Source organism: Pseudomonas sp. B19125 (genome assembly GCF_044218855.1).
Lineage (GTDB): Bacteria > Pseudomonadota > Gammaproteobacteria > Pseudomonadales > Pseudomonadaceae > Aquipseudomonas > Aquipseudomonas edaphica.
Genome location: NZ_CP162589.1, coordinates 5227658 through 5246990 on the forward strand (window position 1 = coordinate 5227658; position 19333 = coordinate 5246990).

Here is a 19333-nt window from a genome sequence, read left to right on the forward strand (position 1 = left end):
CTCCCACAGGGGAGTGCATTCCAAAGTTGAAATGCATTCCCCTGTGGGAGCTGGCTTGCCTGCGATGCTTTTAGCGATTCAAAAACCGCTGCAAAAACTCGATGTGCTGCCGATGCGCAGTCTCCTGCACCACTGGCGCCAGCCTCACCTTCTCCCCCGGCAAACACTGCGCCAGCCGCGCCAATGCCAACGGCGTCAGTGCGCCCAAACGCGGATAGCCGCCAATGGTCTGCCGATCATTGAGCAACACAATCGGCTGCCCATCCGGCGGCACCTGGATCGCGCCCAACGGGATGCCTTCAGAGATCAACGACGGCCCCTGGTACTGCAACGGCGTGCCCAGCAGGCGCATGCCCATGCGGTCGGCGCGGCTGTCCAGCGACCAGTCGGTATTGAATGCATCGAACAGGCTCTGCCCACTGAACTGGCCGATCTGCGCGCCGACAATCACGTCCAGCGGCGTTTTTGCCGGCAGATCAGGCGTGCTCAGCACTTTCATCGCACCGCCCGTACCGGAATAAACCAACCGCCCGCCTTCGGCCAAGGCCTTGCCGAAACCGTCCAGCCCACCTAATGCCTCACGTACCACCGTGGAACAACTGCCTAGCACAGCCGGCGCATCAAACCCGCCGGGCGCCGCCAGGTAAGCCCGCGCACCACTGAATGGCTGGGTAAAGCGCAGACGCTGGCCCTTTTGCAGGATAAAACTGCGCCCAGGGCTGATGGCGCGTTCGTCGATATAGGCGCCCAAATCCGCCCCGGCCAATGCCAGCAAACAATAGTCTTCGGCCTGCACGGTAAACCCGCCCAAGGTGATTTCCACCACCGGTGCATCCAGCGCATTGCCCAGCAGCCAATTGGCCCAGGACATCGACACCCAATCCAGCGCCCCGCCCTGGGTCACGCCCAGGTGGCGCACGCCAAAGCGTCCGGCGTCCTGTAACAGGCACAGCGGCGTGCTGGCCTCGATCAACAAGCGGCTCATGCCTGCGCCTCCAACGGCGTGTCATCGCCCCCCAAATGGATGAATTCGGTGTGGCCGACCGCTTCGAAACGCACGGTATCGCCCGGCTGCATCAGGCTGTAGCCGTCACGCTCACGGTCGAACAGTTTGGCCGGGGTGCGACCGATCAGGTTCCAGCCGCCCGGCGACACCACCGGGTAGGCGGCGGTTTGCCGCTCGGCAATGCCGACACTGCCGGCCGCCACGCGTTTACGCGGCGTGTTGAGCCGTGGTGTGGCGAGGATTTCGTCGACCAAGCCCATAAAGGCAAAACCGGGCGCGAAGCCGAGGGCAAAGACTTGGTATTCGTGGGCACTGTGGCGATGGATCACCTGCTCGATCGACAAGCCGCTGCGCTGGCTGAGCAACGTCAGTTCCGGGCCGACACTCAGGTCGTACCACACCGGCAACACGTGGCACTGGCCGCTGCCCTGCGCCTGGGGTTGCAAGTCGGTCAGCGCCTGATCGATCAGTTCCCGCGCTTGAGCGGGGCTCAGCGCAGTCAGGTCGTAATGCACCATCAAGGTCGTGTAGGACGGCACCAGATCCACCAGCGCGTCACCAAAACCTTCACGCAGACGTTGGGTGGCGGCGAGCATCCACGGCATGTTGGCTTCCGCAATCACCTCAAACAGACGCACCATCAGGCAGTCGATGGCCACCACTTCAATGCGTGGCTTCATGCTGGTTTCAACGCCTCGCGGATGCGCTGCACAGCGGCGATCGAGCTGGCGTTGTCGCCGTGTACGCACAGGGTGTTGGCCTGCAACACCAGGGCGCTGCCGTCGCTGGCCGTCAGGGCTTGCTCACGGGAAATGGTCAGGGCTTGCTGCACGATGGTGTCGGCGTCGTGATGGACCGCGCCCGGCAACTGACGCGAAACCAGATGGCCCTTAGGGTCATAGGCGCGATCAGCGAAGGCTTCGAACCACAGTGTCAGGCCGAATTCATCGCCCATCGCCTGGGCTTCGCTGTTGTCGCTTTTGGCCAGCAACATCAAGGGCAAATCGCCATACGCGGCCACAGCCTGCATCACCGCTCGCAGTTGCGCCGGTTTGGCCATCATGTCGTTGTACAGCGCACCATGGGGTTTGACGTAGCTGACGCGGGTACCCTGCGCACGGCAGATGCCCTCAAGGGCGCCGATCTGGTAGTGCATGAGGTCCTGGATTTCCTGCGGCGTATAGGCCATGGAACGGCGGCCGAACCCTTGCAGGTCCTGGTAGGCCGGGTGCGCACCTATTTGCACGCCATGCTTGAGTGCCAGGCTGACGGTCTGGCGCATGATGCTCGGGTCGCCGGCATGAAAACCACAGGCCACGTTGGCGCAATCGATGAACGGCATGACCTCGGCGTCCAGACCCAGGGTCCAGTTACCAAAGCTTTCGCCGATGTCGCAATTCAAAAGCAGACGGCTCACGGTGGTTGCTCCTGTAGGCTTTGTATTTTTTGTAGTGTGGGATTTTTTACGCAGAACTCGCAACTTGTCCTGACACCCTAACGGCGCTTATCGTGGAATGCCTCGATTTTTGGCGTTTGCCGGGTGCGGCGTCCAACTAATAAAAACCGATCCAAGCATAAGAAAAGTTGATCCCATGAATTTGAAGTTCCTCGAAACTTTCGTCTGGGTGGCCAAGCTCAAGAGCTTTCGCCTGACCGCCGAAAAGCTGTTCACCACCCAGGCCTCGATTTCCAGCCGCATCGCCGTGCTCGAAAGCGAACTGGGTGTGAAGCTGTTTCTGCGCGATTCACGCGGCGTCAGCCTGACCCCGGAAGGCTTGAAGGTGCTCGATTATGCCGAGCAGATGATGGTCACAATGCAGGGCTTGAAGCAGTCCCTGGAGACCACCAGCAGCAAGGTTGGGCGCATCCGCATCGGTGCCATGGACACGGTGATCCACACTTGGCTGAGCCCATTGGTGGCGCAATTGATGGATCACTTCCCGCGGGTAGAAATCGAACTGGTCGCCGATACGGCGCTTAACCTCAGCGATCAGCTGCAAAAAGGCTTCCTCGACCTGATCCTGCAAACCGACCTGCTGCGCCTGGAAACCGTGCGCAGCCTGGAGCTGGCCAGCCACCCCATGGCCTGGATAGTCGCCAGCCACTCCATCTACAACCGTGACTACGCCTCCCTCGCCGAACTGGCCCAGGAGCGCATCATCACCTACTCGAAAAATTCCCACCCACACCAGGATGTGCTGAGCCTGATGCAGGCCAACGGGGTGGCCTCGCCACGCATGAACTGTGTGAACTCGGTGTCGGCGATTACCCGCTTGCTACGCGATGGCTTCGGGATTGGCGCGTTACCGCCGGTGCTGGTGATGGAGGAATTGGCCAGTGGGGAGTTGGTGATGCTGCCAATGGCGCAACGCTTGCCGAACTTGCAGGTGGTGGTGTCGTGGCGTGTGGGGGTGGAGTTGGTGGAGGAGATTGTGGGGTTGTGCCAGAAGGTGGTGGCGCGGTATGCCGAGGAAGTGGGTGAAGAAAGGATGGTACTAAGCCAATGATCGTTCCCACGCGTGGGAACGTAGCCCGGGACGCTCTGCGTTCCAAAGCCTGACGCAGAGCGTCACAAGAGGCGTTCCCACGCAGAGCGTGGGAACGATCATCTTTAGAGGCCTTTAAGGTCGCGCTCTTCGATCGGCCGGCTCTGGCGCAGGCGCTTGCCGCCCAACACCACCCAGTCGATCAGGCGGAACAGGCATTCGATGCCGAACGACAACAGCATCGCCCCGCCCAAGCCCCAGCCCATCGCCTCAGGCGTCAGCAAAATCTGGTAGCTGTAGCCATTCCAGGTTTCCAGGCGGATATCCGGGTCGGCAGCCACCGCCACCTGCAGCGCGCGGATGTACCACGGGCCTTGCATGGCCTGGAACTGCTTGTCCAACGCCACCTGACGATCGAGCAAAGTGCCCAGGCTGTTGGCATCGCTGCGAAACACCGGGTCATCACTGGCGCGGTAATGGGCCACCAACGCCTGCAAGTCCCCATTGAAGAACTGCTGCGCCGTGGCATCAAAGCCGCGCAGGCCGGTCTGGGCTTCGATCAAATGGGCTTCAACGCGCTTGGCGTAGTCGTTGATAAACCCCGGCACTTGCACGCCGACCAACAAGCCAATGGCAAACAGCACCAACCGCAGATAACTGAGCAACATGGTCGATATCCTTACTCGGTAACGCCTTGACTGACGCATTCACCGCGTCGCCACAGGCTCCATTGGCCCGGTTCGTAGCGGGTCCAGTTTTCATTGTCGGTCAAGGGCTCGGTGGCGATCACCGTGACTACGTCATCAGGCGTGGTTTCGGCCTGAAAATCGACGATCACGTCGACATCTTTCAAACGCGCCGGGCCAAACGGGGCGCGCCGGGTGATCTGCGCCAGTTTGGTCGAGCAGTAGCAAAACAGCCAGTCGCCGTCGCTGAGCAGGCAGTTGAACACGCCTTTGCTGCGGTATTCGGCGCACGCGGCGATCAGGTCCGGCAGCACCTGCTCGATCTCCACCGGCTCCGGAAAGGCTTCGCGCACGCGATTGAGCAGGTCGCAGAACGCCGCTTCGCTGTCGGTGTCGCCCACCGGCCGGTAGAACGTGGCGCGCGGGTTGAAGTCGGCCAATTGGCCGTTATGCGCAAAGCACCAGTTACGGCCCCAGAGTTCACGCACGAACGGGTGCGTGTTGGCCAGGCTCACCTTGCCCACATTGGCCTGGCGGATATGGCCGATCACCACTTCACTTTTGATTGGATAACGCTGCACCAGCAGGGCGACTTCCGACTCGCTGCTCGCGGCCGGGTCCTGGAACAGCCGCAGGCCACGGCCTTCGTAAAACGCGATGCCCCAACCGTCGCGGTGGGGGCCGGTACGCCCGCCCCGCTGCATCAGCCCGGTAAAGCTGAACACGATATCGGTGGGGACGTTGGCACTCATGCCCAATAATTCACACATGCCAGGGCTCTCGCTGCAGGGCTTACAACGTTAAAGACGCGGCTCAACCCGCAGATTGCCGGCAGGCGGCGGGCGACGGAAAGGTTCGTCGTCTTCGTCTACCGGCTCGGCGGCCAGTGCGGCGTCGGCGGCGGCCTTGCGCTCACGGCGGGCGTTGGCGGCACGCTCGATGGGCCAGCGGATCAACACGAACACGATATACACGCCAAACGCGATCATCGTGTACATGAACAGGTCGGAGATGGCCCGCCAGGCGTTATTGCCCACGTGCAGCACCAGGTCCAGGGCGGTAATGGCCACGGCTGGCGCAAACTGGGTCTTGACCGGGTCGACGATGGTCGGGCTGAACAGCAACACCGCCATCAACAATTGCAGCGGCTCACGCAGCCAGCGCCAGATCCAGCGGGTCATGCGCCACCACACCAACAGGCAGCCCAAAGCGGCGAAGGCGTAAAGGCCCCAAGCGGTCAGATAGTCGTTCTCGGTCATGGTGTCCATGGCAAGGCTGGCAAAGAGGCGGCTATGATAACGGCTTTTGCGTGTCTCGGCTGCAATGCCTGCCACCATCCGCCAGACAGAGAGTGATCCATGCCTATATCGACTGCCCCGATCGCCCGCAAGGCCCAAGGCCCGGACCCGTATGCCTGGCTGCAGGAACGTGACACACCTGAAGTCCTCGATTACCTCAAAGCCGAAAACGCCTGGCAGGAAGACCAGCTCGCCGGCCAGCAAGCCCTGCGTCAAAGCCTGTTCGAAGAAATCAAGGGCCGCATCCTGGAAACCGACCTGTCGTTGCCTTCGCCGTGGGGCCCGTACCTGTATTACACACGCACCACCGCCGGTGATGAATACGCCCGCCACTACCGCTGCCGTCGCCCGGCGGATGACAGCAACACGGTGGACGAAAGCAGCGAAGAATTGCTGCTGGACCCGAATGTGCTGGCAAACGGCGGCTTTTTCTCCCTGGGCGCGTTCAGCATCAGCCCCGACCACCTGCGCCTGGCCTACAGCCTCGACACCAGCGGTGAAGAGATTTACACCCTGTACGTGAAGGAATTGGCCACCGGCAAGGTCAGCGAACTGGAGTTTGAAGACTGCGACGGCAGCATGACCTGGGCCAACGACAGCCTGACGCTGTTCTTCGGCGAACTGGACGACACCCATCGCCCGCACAAGCTTTACCGCTACCGCCTGGATGGCACGGCAGCGCAGGAAGTGTTCCACGAGCCCGACGGGCGGTTCTTCCTGCATTGCTACCGCTCCAGCTCCGAGCGCCAATTGCTGCTGGCCCTGGGCAGCAAGACCACCAGCGAAATCTGGGCGCTGGACGCCGACCAGCCACAGCAGGCTTTCACCTGCCTGGCGCCACGGGTCGAAGACCATGAATACGATGTCGACCACGGCATGCTGGATGACCAATGGACCTGGTTTATCCGCAGCAACCGTGACGGCATCAACTATGCGCTGTTCATCGCCGCCGACACTGGCAGTGTGCCAAGCGAGGATCAATGGCAGAACCTGGTCCCCCACAGCGATGACGTGATGCTCGACGGCGTGACCCTCAATGCCAGCGCCATGACCTTGAGTCTGCGTATCGGCGGCCTGCCGGTGATCGAAGTGCACCCGCAGGGTTCGAGCGCCTACCGCGTGGAATTGCCTGACGCCGCCTACAGCCTTTACGTGCAGAACAGCCTGGAATTTGCCAGCGACAAGATCCGCCTGCGTTATGAAGCCCTGAACCGTCCGGCCCAGGTGCGCCAGCTTGAACTGGCCAGCGGCGCGCAGGTGGTGCTCAAGGAAACCCCGGTACTCGGTGTGTTCAACGCCGACGATTATGTCAGCCAACGGCTGTGGGCGACTTCTGCAGATGGCACTCAGGTGCCGATCAGCCTGGTGGTCAAGCGTGATCAGCTTGGCCAACCCACGCCGCTGTACCTCTATGGCTACGGCGCCTACGGCTCAAGCCTCGACCCTTGGTTTTCCCATGCGCGCCTGAGTTTGCTGGAGCGTGGCGTGGCATTTGCCATCGCGCATGTACGCGGCGGCGGTGAGCTGGGTGAAGCCTGGTACCGCAATGGCAAGCAGGAACACAAACAGAACACGTTCAGCGACTTTATCGCCTGCGCCGAGCACTTGATCGCCGAAGGGCTGACCACCTCCAAGCAGCTGGCTATCAGCGGCGGCAGTGCCGGCGGCCTGTTGATCGGCGCGGTGCTCAATCAACGCCCGGAGCTGTTCCAGGCGGCGATTGCCGAAGTGCCGTTCGTCGACGTGCTCAACACCATGCTCGACCCGGAACTGCCGCTGACCATTACCGAGTACGACGAGTGGGGCAACCCGCAAGAGCCCGAGGTGTATGAACGCATCAAGGCCTACGCGCCCTATGAAAACATCCAGGCCCAGGCTTACCCGCACATGCTGGTGATTGCCGGCTACAACGACAGCCGCGTGCAGTATTGGGAAGCGGCCAAGTGGGTGGCCAAATTGCGCGACACCAAAACCGACCACAACCTGTTGCTGCTCAAGACTGAACTCGGTGCCGGCCATGGCGGGATGAGCGGGCGTTACCAGGGATTACGTGACGTAGCGCTCGAATATGGATTTGTCTTCAAGGCCCTGGGGCTCGTTTAAGGAACTTAGCAAGGCGGTCCTGTCTGAACACAAGACCGCCCGACTTGATTGACGGACCAAGATTGCAGCTATGCCACTACCGACTCTGATGAACAACGAAATCCGCGACATGCTCATGGATTGCGGCCTGTTCGACCCGCTGTTACCGGAAGATTTTCACGTGGCCGCCGGCTACTTCAATATCAGCAGCATTGCCCGCGATGAGGTGATTTTCCTCGAGGGCGATGCAGGCACCTTCATGTGCATCCTGCACAGCGGCCAGGTGGCCGTGCAAAAAACCAATCACACCGGCCAGCGCCTGACCATCGCCACCCTGCGCAGTGGCCGGGCTTTTGGCGAGATGGCCGTGCTTGACGGCGAGCGGCGCTCCGCCAGTTGCGTGGCCGCCAGTGATTGCGTGCTGTTGAACCTGGGCAAAGATGCGCTGGAAAAAATGCTCAACGAAGCCCCCAGGGTAGCGGCCAAGATCATTCGCGCGATTGCGATTGCCTTGTCCAAGCGCCTGCGCATGGCCGACGGGCAATTACTGTCCCAGCAATTTTAACCGCCGGGCGTCTTCGGCTTGCTGTCATTTTGCAGCAGGCCGGGCACCGTCTGATCCTTGGGCGGCGTTGGCAACACAATCGGCACCAGCGCCGGTGAGCCGTTCGCGGTGGTTTTGGGCGCCACGGGCGGAGTGACTTGCGGGTACAAGGTGGGCGTCGGCGTGCCCGGCGCACCGGGGGTTGGCGTAGGCGCCACGGGCACGGTTTGCGCCTCTTGCGCCTGCGCCGCACCCAATGTGAGCGCGCTCAACGCAATGACCGTTAGAATGCTGCACTTCATCGATGGCTCCATGGCCTGACCGGAATGTCGTAAGGCTACTCCCAACCGCGCAAGAATGCCCTTCCCAATGAGATTTCCATGAAACGTTTCGTTCTGCTCGACACCACCCCAATCCCCGACAACGGCGGTGCCTTGTGCCTGTTCGAATACGGCGAGGATTTTGTCATCAAGATCCAGGGCGGTGACGGCGGCCAGTTGATGAACACGCGCATGCATGGCTCCGAAGACGCGCTGGCGGAGATTCCTTGCCGTAAAGTCGCCGGTCGGCCGGGTTCGCGGGTGCTGATCGGCGGCCTGGGCATGGGCTTTACCCTGGCCTCGGCACTCAAGCATTTGGGCAAGAGCGCTGAAGTGGTGGTGGCGGAATTGGTGCCTGGCGTAGTGGAATGGAACCGTGGCCCACTGGGGGAAAAATCCGGCCGCCCGCTGCTGGACCCACGCACGGTGATCCGCATGGAAGACGTGGCCAAGGTGCTGCAGGCCGAGCCGCAAGGCTTTGACGCGATCATGCTGGATGTGGACAACGGCCCCGAAGGCCTGACGCAAAAAGCCAACAGTTGGCTGTATTCGGCCGGTGGCCTGGCCGCGTGTGCCAAAGCGCTGCGGCCTAAAGGCGTGCTGGCGGTGTGGTCAGCCAGCGCCGACAAGCTGTTCAGCGACAAACTGCGCAAGGCCGGGTTCAAGGCCGAGGAAGTGCAGGTGTTCGCCCATGGCAACAAGGGCACCCGGCATACCATCTGGATTGCCGAGAAGCTCAAGGGCTGAGTCCCCCAGACACCACAAATTCCCTGTGGGAACTGGCTTGTGTGGGAGCTGGCTTGCCTGCGATACCGGCACCTCGGTGATTCAGGTAGAACGAGGTGATGCAATCGCAGGCAAGCCAGCTCCCACATTTTGGTCCCGTGTCAGCCCCGGGATTTTCGATAGTCGATCACATACGGCACTTTTTTCTCGAAGGTCTTGTCCAGCTCGCCCTGATCCAGTTGGGTCATACCGCCCAGTTGCCTGGCAGTAAAACCGCTGCTGCCCACCTGCGAACCCGGCGCCAGGCTGACCATGCGCTTGGCAACCGCCTCAATCGCGTCCTTATAGCCGCCCTTCTTGTTCAGGTTGTACGCCTTCAAATCAATCTGCGTACGCAGCCAATTGCCCCAGTAGAACTCCAGGAATTCCGGCGCAATCGCGCCATCGTCCGGCTTGCCGTAGGCGGCCTTGCGGGTGAAATACACCAGGCTGCGAAACGTGTCGTCCTGCAGGTTCTTGAAGCCCAGGTGCGCAGGCAGCTGTTGCGGCGGCAGGGTCTGGCCTTGATTGTCCTTGAGCCAGACCTTGCGGGCCGCCTCCATGCGCTGCCAGAAGGTATTCATGTCGGCGCTGTTGCTGAAGTCATCGGTTACCTTGACCCACATTTTCAGCTGCGGGCCGCCGCCGGGCACTTCCCACAAGGTGGTAAAACTATGGTGACCGTCGGTCAGGTACAACTGGCCACCGGGGCCAACCACCACGGTTTTCATGTCGTCGGGGTGGGTGCCCACCGGGTCTTTGCAGGTGAAACTATCGGGTTGGTGCAGGTCGGCTTTCTTCGGCACGTTGTCGGCGGCGCCCTGGCCGTTGGTTTCGCAGTATTCGTCGAACACCTTGGCCGGTTTGTCGGCGAACAGCCCCAGGCTGTAGTAGATCTGGTCAAAGCCCACCACGGCCTGGGTCGGGTGCAGTTGCTCAAGGGCCACCTCGATCACCTGGCCGGGCTTGGGTGTGGAGAACGCCTGGGCTTGAGCGGCCAGGGCGCTGAGCAGCAGGGCTGCGGTCCATGTGTACACACGCATAGGTTTCAGATCCTTGTGAAGTGAATATGCCGATACTACAAACGTTCGCTCAAGCGCAGCTGTACCGCGGCTGAAAAAGCCAGCGGTCATTTGCCTCGCGAGCGGCTAGAATCAACCCTATCCGTGAACCCCCAAATAGCCAGGAGCCATGATGAGCTCGACCAACCCGCCCTCCCACACCGCCAAGCTGGACCGCATCCTCGCCGATGCCCAGCGCGACCGGGAAATGGGCTACCGCGACAAAGCCTTGAAGATGTACCCGCACGTGTGCGGCCGCTGTGCCCGTGAGTTTGCCGGCAAACGCTTGAGCGAACTGACCGTACACCATCGCAACCACAATCATGATGACAACCCCCAGGACGGTTCCAACTGGGAGTTGCTGTGCCTGTACTGCCACGACAACGAACACTCGCGCTACACCGACCAGCAGTATTTCGGCGAAGGCTCCACCAGCAGCCCGACGATTGCCAAGGCGACGCACAACCCGTTTGCGGCGTTGGCGGGGTTGATGAAGAAGGACGACTGAAGCCCTTCTTTGCCTGTGCGGGCCGCATCGCAGGCAAGCCAGCTCCCACAGGGGAATGCATCCCAAGTGTGGGAGCCGGGCTTCTTGCCCGCGATAGCGATCGCCCAAGCAACACATGCCTCCAAGGCCGTATAATCGCGGTTTTCCTCCAAGGCACCCTTCCCCGTGGGCAATAAACGCTACAGCTGCATCGGTCTGTATAACCCCAAATCCCCCGAAAACGTCGGCTCGGTGATGCGCGCCGCCGGCTGCTACGGCGTGGCCTCGGTGTTTTACACCGGCGTGCGTTACGAGCGCGCCCGGGACTTCATCACCGACACCAAGAAGGTCCACCACGACATTCCGTTGATCGGCATCGATGACTTGAAAAAGATCCTGCCGCTGGGCTGTATCCCGGTCGCCGTAGAGCTGGTGGAAGGCGCCCGCCCGCTGCCCGAATACACGCACCCGGACCGCGCGCTGTACATCTTCGGCCCCGAAGACGGCTCGCTGGACAAAGAGATCCGCGACTGGTGTGAAGACGTGGTGTACATCCCGACCACCGGCTGCATGAACCTTGCCGCCACCGTCAATGTGGTGCTGTACGACCGTCTGGCCAAGGGCAACAACACCCGCTCAGGCCCCAAGTACTGATATTTCGGGAACATCCGGCGCCTGCAAACAGTCAGCTACTTACACTTGCCTTTGTTGGAGACAAACCATGAGCGACAGCAAAACCCTGCGACCTATCATCGAACACCTGCAACCAGCCCCCAAAAGTGAGCAAAACGTACACGGGTCGGAACGCATTCTTTCGGTGGCCGGCGGTGTGATGATGGTCGGCAAAGGCCTGCGCCGTGGCGGCATCTTCGGGCTGATCCAGGTGGCGATTGGTGGCGTGGCGCTGGTGCGCGGCGTGACCGGGCACAGTTCGCTCAAGGACAAGCTGGAGCAAGGCCGCCAGGAAATGAACAGTGTGCGCACCAAGATCGAACGCGCGGGCGAAGAGTTGAAGAACTTGAAGACCAAGGCTGAAGTGGCGGCAGAGAAAGCCACTAAATAGCCCGGCCAACCCCAATCAACTGTGGGAGCTGGCCAGCTCCCACAGTTGTTTTGGGTCAACGCAATAATTTGTTGTCCAGCACCACCGACGACTCGCCGATCACACTTTCAGCCAACTGCACAAACTGCGCCGTATTAACACTGTTCGCCCGCATCACCGCCTGCGCCAGATCATCCAGCGAGCGCTTGTTGTGGGTCTTGACGCGGATCTCGCGGTCCAGCTCCTGCAACACCAGCACCGCCCGCGCCACGGTCGCAGCGTTGACTTGATTGCCGCGCAGGCTGATCACGCCCTTGCCCTCCTTGGCCAACCGCGTCTGTATCGCCGCATACCGCTCATCGGTAATGCCGCCGGCACGCCTCAGCAGTTCAATGGCGTAATACTCGCCCAACCCTTCGCTGATCCAGTCACTGGTATCGTGGTCGTTAAAACGGCCAATGGCTTGCACCACTTCGCGCAGCAACGGGCTGCTGCCGTTTTCGCTGATCAGCGGCGTGCGGCTGTTGAGGTAGATCGAATCGCGCGATGAGAAAGCGCCACGGCGCATCGGGTCGCTGGCGCCGACGATCAACAGCTTGGCAGGATGGCGTGGCAGTGCGGCTTCGACTTGCGGCCAGACGAACGTCAGCAGCGTCAGCACGTCCATCCGGCGCATGGCCTGCCCCTTGGGCGAGGCCACGGTGACGTCGGTTTCACCCAGGCGCACGCGACGACTGCCGAGGCTGCCAGCGAGCATCCAGCCGGTAGGCCGGTCGAACAGGCGGGACACATTGTCGATACGGAATTTGTGCTTGCCGATACGCGGCCAGGCGGTTTCGACGCTCTTCCAGCCGGCCGGCAATTCAAACATCAGGCGCGACACCAACTCGGTACCGTCCTGCTGGTCCAGCCGCGCAACCGGCACCAGGTCTTCGCCGCGAAACAGCGCCCAGCTCGGCGTCATCCGCGCCTCATACACGCCCGCCTTGCGCGCATGGGCGAGGAGCACGCGGTAAGTCAGGCTGGCTTTGTCGGCGCTGGGTTGCCACAGGCCACGGCTGCCGGTGACCTGCCATTGGCCGTCGGCCTTGAAGTCACTGTAGTCGCCGTCACGGCCCAGGTCGAAGTTCAGGCTGCGCACAGCCGAGCCCTGGGACAGGCTCACGCGGACCTCGGCCTGATCACTCTGGGGCAGCAGCTTGACGTGATAATCGAGGTCGACTTTCTTCGCGCACCACGCAGGCAGGCTCAGTGCCAGCAGCACCAAGGATGCCGCCAGCCGGGTTGCCACCCTCATACACACTCCTTTTTCAGCCTGCGCGGAAGATCAGGTAATCCTCCCAGTCATCTTCGGGCACGCTGCCTTCGGCGAGCATGCGCCCGGACTGGGAAATGCGTTCATGGTGCACAGCATCGCGGTCGCCACACACCAGGTGATGCCACAGCGGCAAGTCCTTGCGTTCGCTGACCAGGCGGTAGCCGCAGGTCGGCGGCAGCCATTTGAACTGGTCGGCCTGGCCCGGCGTGAGCTGGATGCAATCGGGCACCGAGGCGCGGCGGTTGGTGTAGTCGCTGCACTGACAGGTTTTCAGGTCGAGCAATTTGCAGGCGATGCGCGTGTAATAGACGCTGTTGTCTTCTTCATCCTCAAGCTTTTGCAGGCAGCACAGGCCACAGCCGTCGCACAACGACTCCCACTCCTCCTGGTCGAGGTGTTCAAGGGTTTTGCGTATCCAGAAAGGTTCGACTTTGGCGGCCATGGCTCTACATCAGTATCGGAAGGTGAAAAGGCCGCCAGTCTAGTGCCCAAGGCGCCTGGGGCCAAGCGCTTACGACTGGCGGTGTAACAACACTTGTCAGTCTAGTGGGCGCGCAGTAGCTTTGAAGGCCGAATTGACGATCAGGAACTGCCCATGACACGCGTTGCCGATTACCCGATCCACACCCAATTCACCGAGCGCTGGTCGCCCCGCGCCTTTACCGGCGAAAGCATCCCGCAGGAGACGCTGCTGAGCTTCTTCGAAGCCGCACGCTGGGCGCCGTCGGCCTACAACTCGCAGCCATGGCGCTTTCTCTACGCGCGCCGCGACACACCGAACTGGGAGCGTTTCCTGGGGTTGCTCAATGAATTCAACCGTGGTTGGGCGCAACACGCGTCGGCCCTGGTGATCATCGCTTCAAAAACCGACTTTACCGCCCCCGGCGCCAGCGAAGAAACCCCGGCGCTGTGGCACACCTTCGACACCGGTTCGGCGTGGGGCCACCTGGCGCTGCAAGCCAGCCTCAGCGGCTGGCACACCCACGGCATGGCCGGTTTCGATCAGGAGCTGACCCGCAAAGAGCTGAAGATTCCAGAAGGTTATGCCCTGCACGCGGCTGTGGCCGTGGGCAAGCTGGGGGACAAGTCGAGCTTGCCGGAGTACCTGCAAGGTCGTGAAGCGCCAAGCCCGCGTCGGCCGCTGAGCGAACTGGTGTCCGAGGGTGATTTCAGCCTGTAAGCCTTGCATAGATCCAATATGTGCGGGCTTGTGTGGGAGCTGGCTTGCCTGCGATGAAGGCACCTCGGTGAATCAGGTAGACCGAGGTGATGCTATCGCAGGCAAGCCAGCTCCCACATAAGCCCAGCTCACACGTTTAATAGCCCCTTTCGAAGCTGACTTCCCCGCGCAGTGCATCCTTGGCCTGATAAGCCCGCAGGTTCTGCACAAACAATTCCACCATCATCCCCGGCGACGTCGGCGCGGAACTGTGCCCGGTCAACAGCAAGCCCCAGGCAGTCCAGAACGGATGGCGTTGCGGCAAAGGCTCCTGACGGCACACGTCGATCACCGCACCGGCCAAGTGCCCCTCTTTAAGCGCCTCGACCAAATCGGCATCGACCACCGCCACGCCGCGCCCGACGTTGATAAACAACCCCGTCGGCTTGAATTGCTTGAACAGCGCCGCGTTGTACAAATCATGGGTATCAGGCGTGTTCGGCAGCAGGTTGATCACGTAGTCCACCTCGCCCACCAGCCGGCTCAGTTGGTCCAACCCGGCCACTTCGATAAACGGTGCCTGTTTCCGCGCGCTGCTGGCAATCCCGTAGAGCTTGACGCCAAACGGCAGCAAAAAATCAGCAACGCTCTGGCCGATATCGCCGGTGCCAACCACCAGCACCTTGCGTCCCGCCAGGCTTTGGCCCATGCGGTTGTCCCACTTGCGCTCGACCTGGCTGACCAGTCGCGCCAGCACTTCGCGCTCATGGCCGAGCATATAGGTGAGCACGAACTCGGCCATGACCTGGCCAAAGATGCCGACCGCGCGGGTCAGGCGATAGTCGCGCGGCAAGCCATCGGCCAGCAGCGGCGTGATACCCGCCCAGGTCGATTGCAGCCATTGCGGCTTATGGCCCTGGCGCAGCAAGGTGGCGAGCAGGTCCGGCTGGCCCAGCCAAACCGGGCAATCGGCGGCCAGGCGCGACAGTTCGGCCGAGTCGCCGCTGGTCAGCACCTCAAGGTCCGGGGCCGCTTCGCTCAGCAATTGGGCGTAGAGCGGGTGATCCTGTTCAGCAATCAGAACACGCATGGTTCAAACCTTTCAAAAACAGTGCAGACGGCCGCCCGCTTCCTTACGGCCACCGCCAAACGAATACGAGTCCATAAAAGAATGTGCCCGGGACAGGGCACTGACCGGTTACATCGGGTCGTTGCGGCGCAGCAGCTCTTCGGGCAAGTGCTCGATGTACTCGTCCTCGGCCGGTGGCATTTGCAGGTGGTAGCCCTGCTTGTCGAGGTTTTCCAGGACCACGGTAATGTCCTCGCGCGACAACTTGCGCTCCGGCGTGAGTATCATCTCGAATGCAAGATGGGCTTTGCCGAAGGCAGTCATCAAGGGTTCCGGCACACGCTCCAGCGCATCGCTTTTGAGCACGTAGAGGTACATCCCGTCTTTTTTCAAGCTGCGATAAATGGAGCAAATACGTTTCAAGGCTGTTCTCCGGCAGTGGCCAGGCTGTCGAGCAGCGCCTGGCCCATCAACTCGCGGCGCCAGCCACGCAGCGAGTCTGGCAATGTATAAGGCCCATCGGGGTAGCCGCTCTTGACCAGGGCTTCGAGGGTTTTCTTGCGCAGCATCAGTTCCGGCGCCATCTCCAGGCGCTCGGCCTCGGCCTGGCCGAGGGCGCGCAGTTGCTTGATCAGCACAGCAGCGTCCACCGGCAGCGGCTCAGCCACGGCGGGCGGCCACTGGTCCATCGACACGCTGCCGGCGCGCTTGATCAGGTCCAGCAGAAACTGGCCGTCCTGACGCACAGTGCGCGGGTGCATGTCTTCGATCTTGCCCAGCGCAGCGAGGTTATCCGGCTGGGATTTGGCCAAGGGCCACAATGAGTGTTCGCGAATGATGCGGTTGCGCGGCAGGTCACGGGCACGGGCCTGCTGCTCGCGCCAGGCGCACAGCTCACGCAATACGGCGAGCTGGGCACGCGAGAGTTTCCACGCCAGCTTGGCGTCACGGTACACCTCATACGGGTCGACTTCGCGGCGCAGGTTGGCCACCAGTTCGGCGCCGTCTTCCAGTACCCAGGCATATTTGTCATCCGACAGCTGCGGGCGCAAGCGCACATAGACTTCGGCCAGGTGCACCGCGTCTTCGGCGGCGTAGCTCACCTGAGTCTCGGACAACGGCCGCTGCAGCCAGTCCGAGCGGGTTTCGCCCTTTGGCAGCTCGATGTCGAGTACAGCCTGCACCAGGCGCGAGTAGCCCATGGAGAAACCGAGGTTCAGGTAAGCCGCTGCCAATTGAGTGTCGAACAACGGCACCGGCAGGCTGCCGGTCAGGCGCAACAACACTTCCAGGTCTTCGCTGCAGGCGTGCACCACCTTGATCACCGCCGGGTTCTCCAGCAAGGCGGCCAAGGGTTGCCAGTTATCGATGGTCAGGGGGTCGATCAGGTAAGCGCGAACGCCATCACCGATCTGGATCAGCCCGGCAATGGGATAAAAGGTGTCGACCCGCATGAATTCGGTGTCGAGGGCGACGAATGGCAACTGCTGCCATTCGGCGCAATGCTGGCCGAGGCTATCGTTGTCGCAGATCCAGTGAATATCGATGGCCACACGGCTCTCCCTTGAAGAATGGCGCGCAGTATATATCGCGAAAGGGACTTGCGAGCATCCGCAGTGCACACACCATCATGAAAACTCTGACAAGAGAGGAAGAATAGTCCGACAGGCGGGACTTAGCCTCTCTTACGCAAGACGTAGACACGCCACAGCTTGGAGCCCGGCAGGAACTCCTGCTGATGGAGGACCTTGAAACCGGCCTGGCGGAATTCGTCCTCCACCGGTGTGCGCGAGCTCACCGCGACAATCACTGTGTCGCGACTGACACGGTGAAATTCGCGCAACAGCGCCATGCGTACGTCGCTGCTGGGCACATGACGAAACAGTTCCAAACAGAAAATACAGTCCACGGCGTTGGCCGACAGACCGATGGAAAACGCCGAACCCTGGAACGTTTTGACCCGTTTGAGCAACGCCGCCGGGTGATGGGTGCGCGCATGGTCGAGCATGTCCTGGGAGTTGTCGGATGCCAGGATCACCCGGTTGACGTGTTCGGCCAACACGGGCCAAAACCGGCCGGAGCCACACGCCAGGTCGAGGATCAACCCAGGCTCACCGGCCACTTTCAACGCTTGGCGCACCAGCCGTTCATCGCGCCAGGCCGCCAGACGCTTGAGCAGCGCGGGCGGACGCGTGTCGCCGCAGACCTGCGCATGCTCGCGGTCACAGCGCTCGGTGAATTCGATCTCGATAGAGGATGGAGGTTGTGGCGACATCGCGGGCTCATGTGGGTGGAACGGTGGTGAACGACCTTGATCCGCAGCTTAACCACTGCAACGTGAAAAAAAGGTTGAAACCGTGACGCCTGTAAAACACCGACGTTCGACTGTGGGAGCTGGCTTGCCTGCGATGCTGGCACCTCGGTACATCGGGTACACCGAGTTGATGCCTTCGCAGGCAAGCCAGCGCCCACAGAAAAGCAGCTCTTCGGTGTATCCAAATCTGCTGCCAGCGGATCACGCCTGATGCAGATACCAGCGCCAATCCTGCTCGCCCACCTCCCCCATGAACTGACGATATTCCTCACGTTTCACCGCCAAATAGACGCCGAGGAATTCACTGCCGAACGCCTCCCGTGCCCAGCTTGAACCCTCCAGCGCACGCAAGGTGGTCAGCCAGTCAGTGGGCAGCAACTCCTTGGCCTGGGCGTATCCGTTACCTTCCACCGGCGCACCGGGGTCGCGCTGCTCGCGAATGCCTCGGTGAATACCCGCCAGGATGGCAGCAGCCGCCAGGTATGGGTTGGCGTCGGCCCCGCAAATCCGGTGTTCGATATGCCGCGAATGAGCCGGCCCGCCCGGTACGCGCAAGCTGACGGTACGGTTATCCACGCCCCAGGTGGCCGCCAGCGGCGCATAGCTGTTGGTCTGGAAGCGCCGATAAGAGTTGGCATTCGGGCAAAACATCAGCAGCGAATCGAGCAAGGTGCTGAGCATGCCGCCCACCGCCTGGCGCAGCAGCGGCGTGCCATCGGCGGCCTCGCTGGCGAACAGGTTATTGCCCTGGGCATCCGCCAGGCTCACATGCATGTGCATGCCGGTGCCCGCCAAGTCATCGAATGGCTTGGCCATAAAGCAGGCGGTCATTGCGTGCTTATGCGCCACGCCCTTGACCAGACGCTTGTAGCGCACCGCTTCGTCCATGGCTTGCAGGGCATCGGCGCGATGTTCCAGGGTGATTTCCACCTGGCCCGGCGCATACTCGGAAATCGCCGTGCGCGCCGGAATGCCTTGCAGCTTGCAAGCGCTGTAGAGGTCGGCCAGGAACGGCTCGATTTGCTCCAGCTCACGCAGGCCGTACACCTGGGTCGAGCGCGGGCGATTGCCGTCCACATCCCGTGCCGGTTGTGGGCGGCCGTTGCTGTCGGGTTTCTGGTCGAGCAGGTAAAACTCCAACTCCGCCGCCATCACCGGGTAATAACCGTCGGCCTTGAGGTCGTCGATCACCTTGGCCAGCAAATGTCGAGGGTCAGCCACGGTGGCCGGCAAGCCTTCGGTGGGGTGCATGCTGACTTGCACGGCGGCTGTCGGGATCAGGCGCCACGGCATACGCTGCAAGCTGCCGCTGACCGGGTAGGCGCGGCAGTCGATATCGCCGACTTCCCACACCAGCCCGGAGTTTTCCACGTCATCGCCGTTAATCGTCAGGCCCAGGATGGTGCTGGGCAACGGGCGGCCACTTTCATACACCGCCAGCAGCTCATCGCGGTGCAGCAACTTGCCGCGTGGCACGCCGTTGTTGTCGAGGATAAACAGCTCGAACATTTCGATGTCCGAGTGCTGTTCAAGAAAAGACTGGGCTTCTTGCAGGCTGGCAAAAACACTCATGGGAACTCTCATACGTTTGCGTCAGGCAGGCGCACAGGTGCGCGTCATTCATGGGGCAAATCAACGTAAGAGAAAGGTATCCGGTGGGCGCGCGTGTCGGCAGTGGAACAAGGCCCAGAAGGCC

General features: G+C 61.6%; 23 protein-coding genes. 8 read left to right on the plus strand and 15 right to left on the minus strand.

Annotation, left to right across the window (positions count from 1 at the left end; all coding sequences use genetic code 11):
* Positions 1–70: 70 nt before the first annotated feature.
* The 3 genes from AB4P96_RS23680 to AB4P96_RS23690 are packed head-to-tail and all read right to left on the minus strand — an operon-like array spanning position 71 to position 2423.
* Entirely contained in the window at positions 71–985 is a 915-nt protein-coding gene (locus AB4P96_RS23680) for a biotin-dependent carboxyltransferase family protein (RefSeq protein ID WP_099548666.1), read from the minus strand.
* A complete protein-coding gene (gene pxpB / locus AB4P96_RS23685; RefSeq protein ID WP_395600142.1) occupies positions 982–1686 on the minus strand; it encodes a 5-oxoprolinase subunit PxpB in 705 nt (234 codons plus the stop codon). Before pxpB ends, AB4P96_RS23680 begins: the two co-directional genes overlap by 4 nt.
* Positions 1683–2423 (minus strand): 5-oxoprolinase subunit PxpA, encoded by a 741-nt coding sequence (locus AB4P96_RS23690; RefSeq protein WP_395600143.1) that lies wholly within the window; start codon positions 2421–2423, stop codon positions 1683–1685. Before AB4P96_RS23690 ends, pxpB begins: the two co-directional genes overlap by 4 nt.
* A gap of 175 nt (positions 2424–2598) precedes the next feature.
* On the opposite strand from AB4P96_RS23690, the gene AB4P96_RS23695 reads away from it, so the two are divergent.
* Positions 2599–3513, plus strand: a complete 915-nt coding sequence (locus AB4P96_RS23695) for a LysR family transcriptional regulator (RefSeq protein ID WP_017137397.1) — start codon at positions 2599–2601, stop codon at positions 3511–3513.
* 104 nt (positions 3514–3617) lie between these two features.
* On the opposite strand, the gene AB4P96_RS23700 is transcribed toward AB4P96_RS23695, so the two are convergent.
* The 3 genes from AB4P96_RS23700 to AB4P96_RS23710 are packed head-to-tail and all read right to left on the minus strand — an operon-like array spanning position 3618 to position 5515.
* On the minus strand, positions 3618–4160 hold the full coding sequence (locus AB4P96_RS23700) for a DUF2937 family protein (RefSeq protein WP_099548664.1): 543 nt from the start codon (positions 4158–4160) through the stop codon (positions 3618–3620).
* 11 nt (positions 4161–4171) lie between these two features.
* Complete coding sequence (locus AB4P96_RS23705) at positions 4172–4948, minus strand: class II glutamine amidotransferase (protein WP_017137395.1); 777 nt, start codon at positions 4946–4948, stop codon at positions 4172–4174.
* Positions 4949–4978: 30 nt separating this feature from the next.
* The gene (locus AB4P96_RS23710; RefSeq protein WP_017137394.1) at positions 4979–5515 is read right to left on the minus strand and encodes a hypothetical protein; all 537 of its coding nucleotides are present in this window, start codon (positions 5513–5515) and stop codon (positions 4979–4981) included.
* Between the two features lie 21 nt (positions 5516–5536).
* Between AB4P96_RS23710 and AB4P96_RS23715 the strand changes: the two genes are divergently transcribed.
* Complete coding sequence (locus AB4P96_RS23715; RefSeq protein ID WP_395600144.1) at positions 5537–7579, plus strand: S9 family peptidase; 2043 nt, start codon at positions 5537–5539, stop codon at positions 7577–7579.
* Between the two features lie 70 nt (positions 7580–7649).
* The gene (locus AB4P96_RS23720) at positions 7650–8123 is read left to right on the plus strand and encodes a cyclic nucleotide-binding domain-containing protein (protein WP_017137392.1); all 474 of its coding nucleotides are present in this window, start codon (positions 7650–7652) and stop codon (positions 8121–8123) included.
* On the opposite strand, the gene AB4P96_RS23725 is transcribed toward AB4P96_RS23720, so the two are convergent.
* Positions 8120–8404 carry a hypothetical protein gene (locus tag AB4P96_RS23725; RefSeq protein WP_026013726.1) on the minus strand — a complete coding sequence of 95 codons (285 nt, stop codon included), beginning with the start codon at positions 8402–8404 and terminating at the stop codon, positions 8120–8122. The two genes, AB4P96_RS23720 and AB4P96_RS23725, sit on opposite strands and share 4 nt — an antisense overlap.
* A 78-nt stretch (positions 8405–8482) precedes the next feature.
* Here AB4P96_RS23725 and AB4P96_RS23730 point away from each other — a divergent pair, with 78 nt between their 5' ends.
* Complete coding sequence (locus AB4P96_RS23730) at positions 8483–9169, plus strand: spermidine synthase (protein ID WP_065929156.1); 687 nt, start codon at positions 8483–8485, stop codon at positions 9167–9169.
* Positions 9170–9309: 140 nt separating this feature from the next.
* On the opposite strand, the gene AB4P96_RS23735 is transcribed toward AB4P96_RS23730, so the two are convergent.
* On the minus strand, positions 9310–10230 hold the full coding sequence (locus tag AB4P96_RS23735; RefSeq protein WP_099548661.1) for a ParB/Srx family N-terminal domain-containing protein: 921 nt from the start codon (positions 10228–10230) through the stop codon (positions 9310–9312).
* Positions 10231–10381: 151 nt separating this feature from the next.
* On the opposite strand from AB4P96_RS23735, the gene AB4P96_RS23740 reads away from it, so the two are divergent.
* The 3 genes from AB4P96_RS23740 to AB4P96_RS23750 all read left to right on the plus strand — a co-directional run bounded on the left by AB4P96_RS23740 (position 10382) and on the right by AB4P96_RS23750 (position 11798).
* Positions 10382–10756 carry a YajD family HNH nuclease gene (locus AB4P96_RS23740; RefSeq protein ID WP_003210675.1) on the plus strand — a complete coding sequence of 125 codons (375 nt, stop codon included), beginning with the start codon at positions 10382–10384 and terminating at the stop codon, positions 10754–10756.
* A gap of 165 nt (positions 10757–10921) precedes the next feature.
* A complete protein-coding gene (locus AB4P96_RS23745) occupies positions 10922–11389 on the plus strand; it encodes an RNA methyltransferase (protein ID WP_003189607.1) in 468 nt (155 codons plus the stop codon).
* Positions 11390–11456: 67 nt separating this feature from the next.
* The gene (locus AB4P96_RS23750; protein WP_017137388.1) at positions 11457–11798 is read left to right on the plus strand and encodes a DUF2892 domain-containing protein; all 342 of its coding nucleotides are present in this window, start codon (positions 11457–11459) and stop codon (positions 11796–11798) included.
* Positions 11799–11853: 55 nt separating this feature from the next.
* Here AB4P96_RS23750 and AB4P96_RS23755 read toward each other — a convergent pair whose 3' ends face one another.
* Entirely contained in the window at positions 11854–13074 is a 1221-nt protein-coding gene (locus AB4P96_RS23755) for a hypothetical protein (protein WP_395600145.1), read from the minus strand.
* A 13-nt stretch (positions 13075–13087) separates the two neighbouring features.
* A complete protein-coding gene (locus AB4P96_RS23760; protein WP_017137386.1) occupies positions 13088–13537 on the minus strand; it encodes a YcgN family cysteine cluster protein in 450 nt (149 codons plus the stop codon).
* A gap of 153 nt (positions 13538–13690) precedes the next feature.
* Between AB4P96_RS23760 and AB4P96_RS23765 the strand changes: the two genes are divergently transcribed.
* Positions 13691–14275: a nitroreductase family protein gene (locus AB4P96_RS23765; RefSeq protein ID WP_017137385.1), complete on the plus strand. Its 585-nt coding sequence runs from the start codon at positions 13691–13693 to the stop codon at positions 14273–14275.
* Positions 14276–14411: 136 nt separating this feature from the next.
* Here the strand turns inward: AB4P96_RS23765 and AB4P96_RS23770 are convergent, their stop codons facing one another.
* The 5 genes from AB4P96_RS23770 to AB4P96_RS23790 form a co-directional block, all read right to left on the minus strand.
* On the minus strand, positions 14412–15344 hold the full coding sequence (locus tag AB4P96_RS23770) for a D-2-hydroxyacid dehydrogenase (protein ID WP_395600146.1): 933 nt from the start codon (positions 15342–15344) through the stop codon (positions 14412–14414).
* Positions 15345–15452: 108 nt separating this feature from the next.
* Positions 15453–15746, minus strand: a complete 294-nt coding sequence (locus AB4P96_RS23775) for a YcgL domain-containing protein (protein WP_017137383.1) — start codon at positions 15744–15746, stop codon at positions 15453–15455.
* Entirely contained in the window at positions 15743–16876 is a 1134-nt protein-coding gene (gene rnd / locus AB4P96_RS23780; RefSeq protein WP_017137382.1) for a ribonuclease D, read from the minus strand. The genes AB4P96_RS23775 and rnd overlap by 4 nt, the downstream gene beginning before the upstream one ends.
* Before the next feature lie 122 nt (positions 16877–16998).
* Positions 16999–17598 carry a class I SAM-dependent methyltransferase gene (locus tag AB4P96_RS23785; protein WP_017137381.1) on the minus strand — a complete coding sequence of 200 codons (600 nt, stop codon included), beginning with the start codon at positions 17596–17598 and terminating at the stop codon, positions 16999–17001.
* Between the two features lie 240 nt (positions 17599–17838).
* Positions 17839–19209: a glutamine synthetase family protein gene (locus tag AB4P96_RS23790; RefSeq protein ID WP_169985532.1), complete on the minus strand. Its 1371-nt coding sequence runs from the start codon at positions 19207–19209 to the stop codon at positions 17839–17841.
* Between the last annotated feature and the right edge of the window lie 124 nt (positions 19210–19333).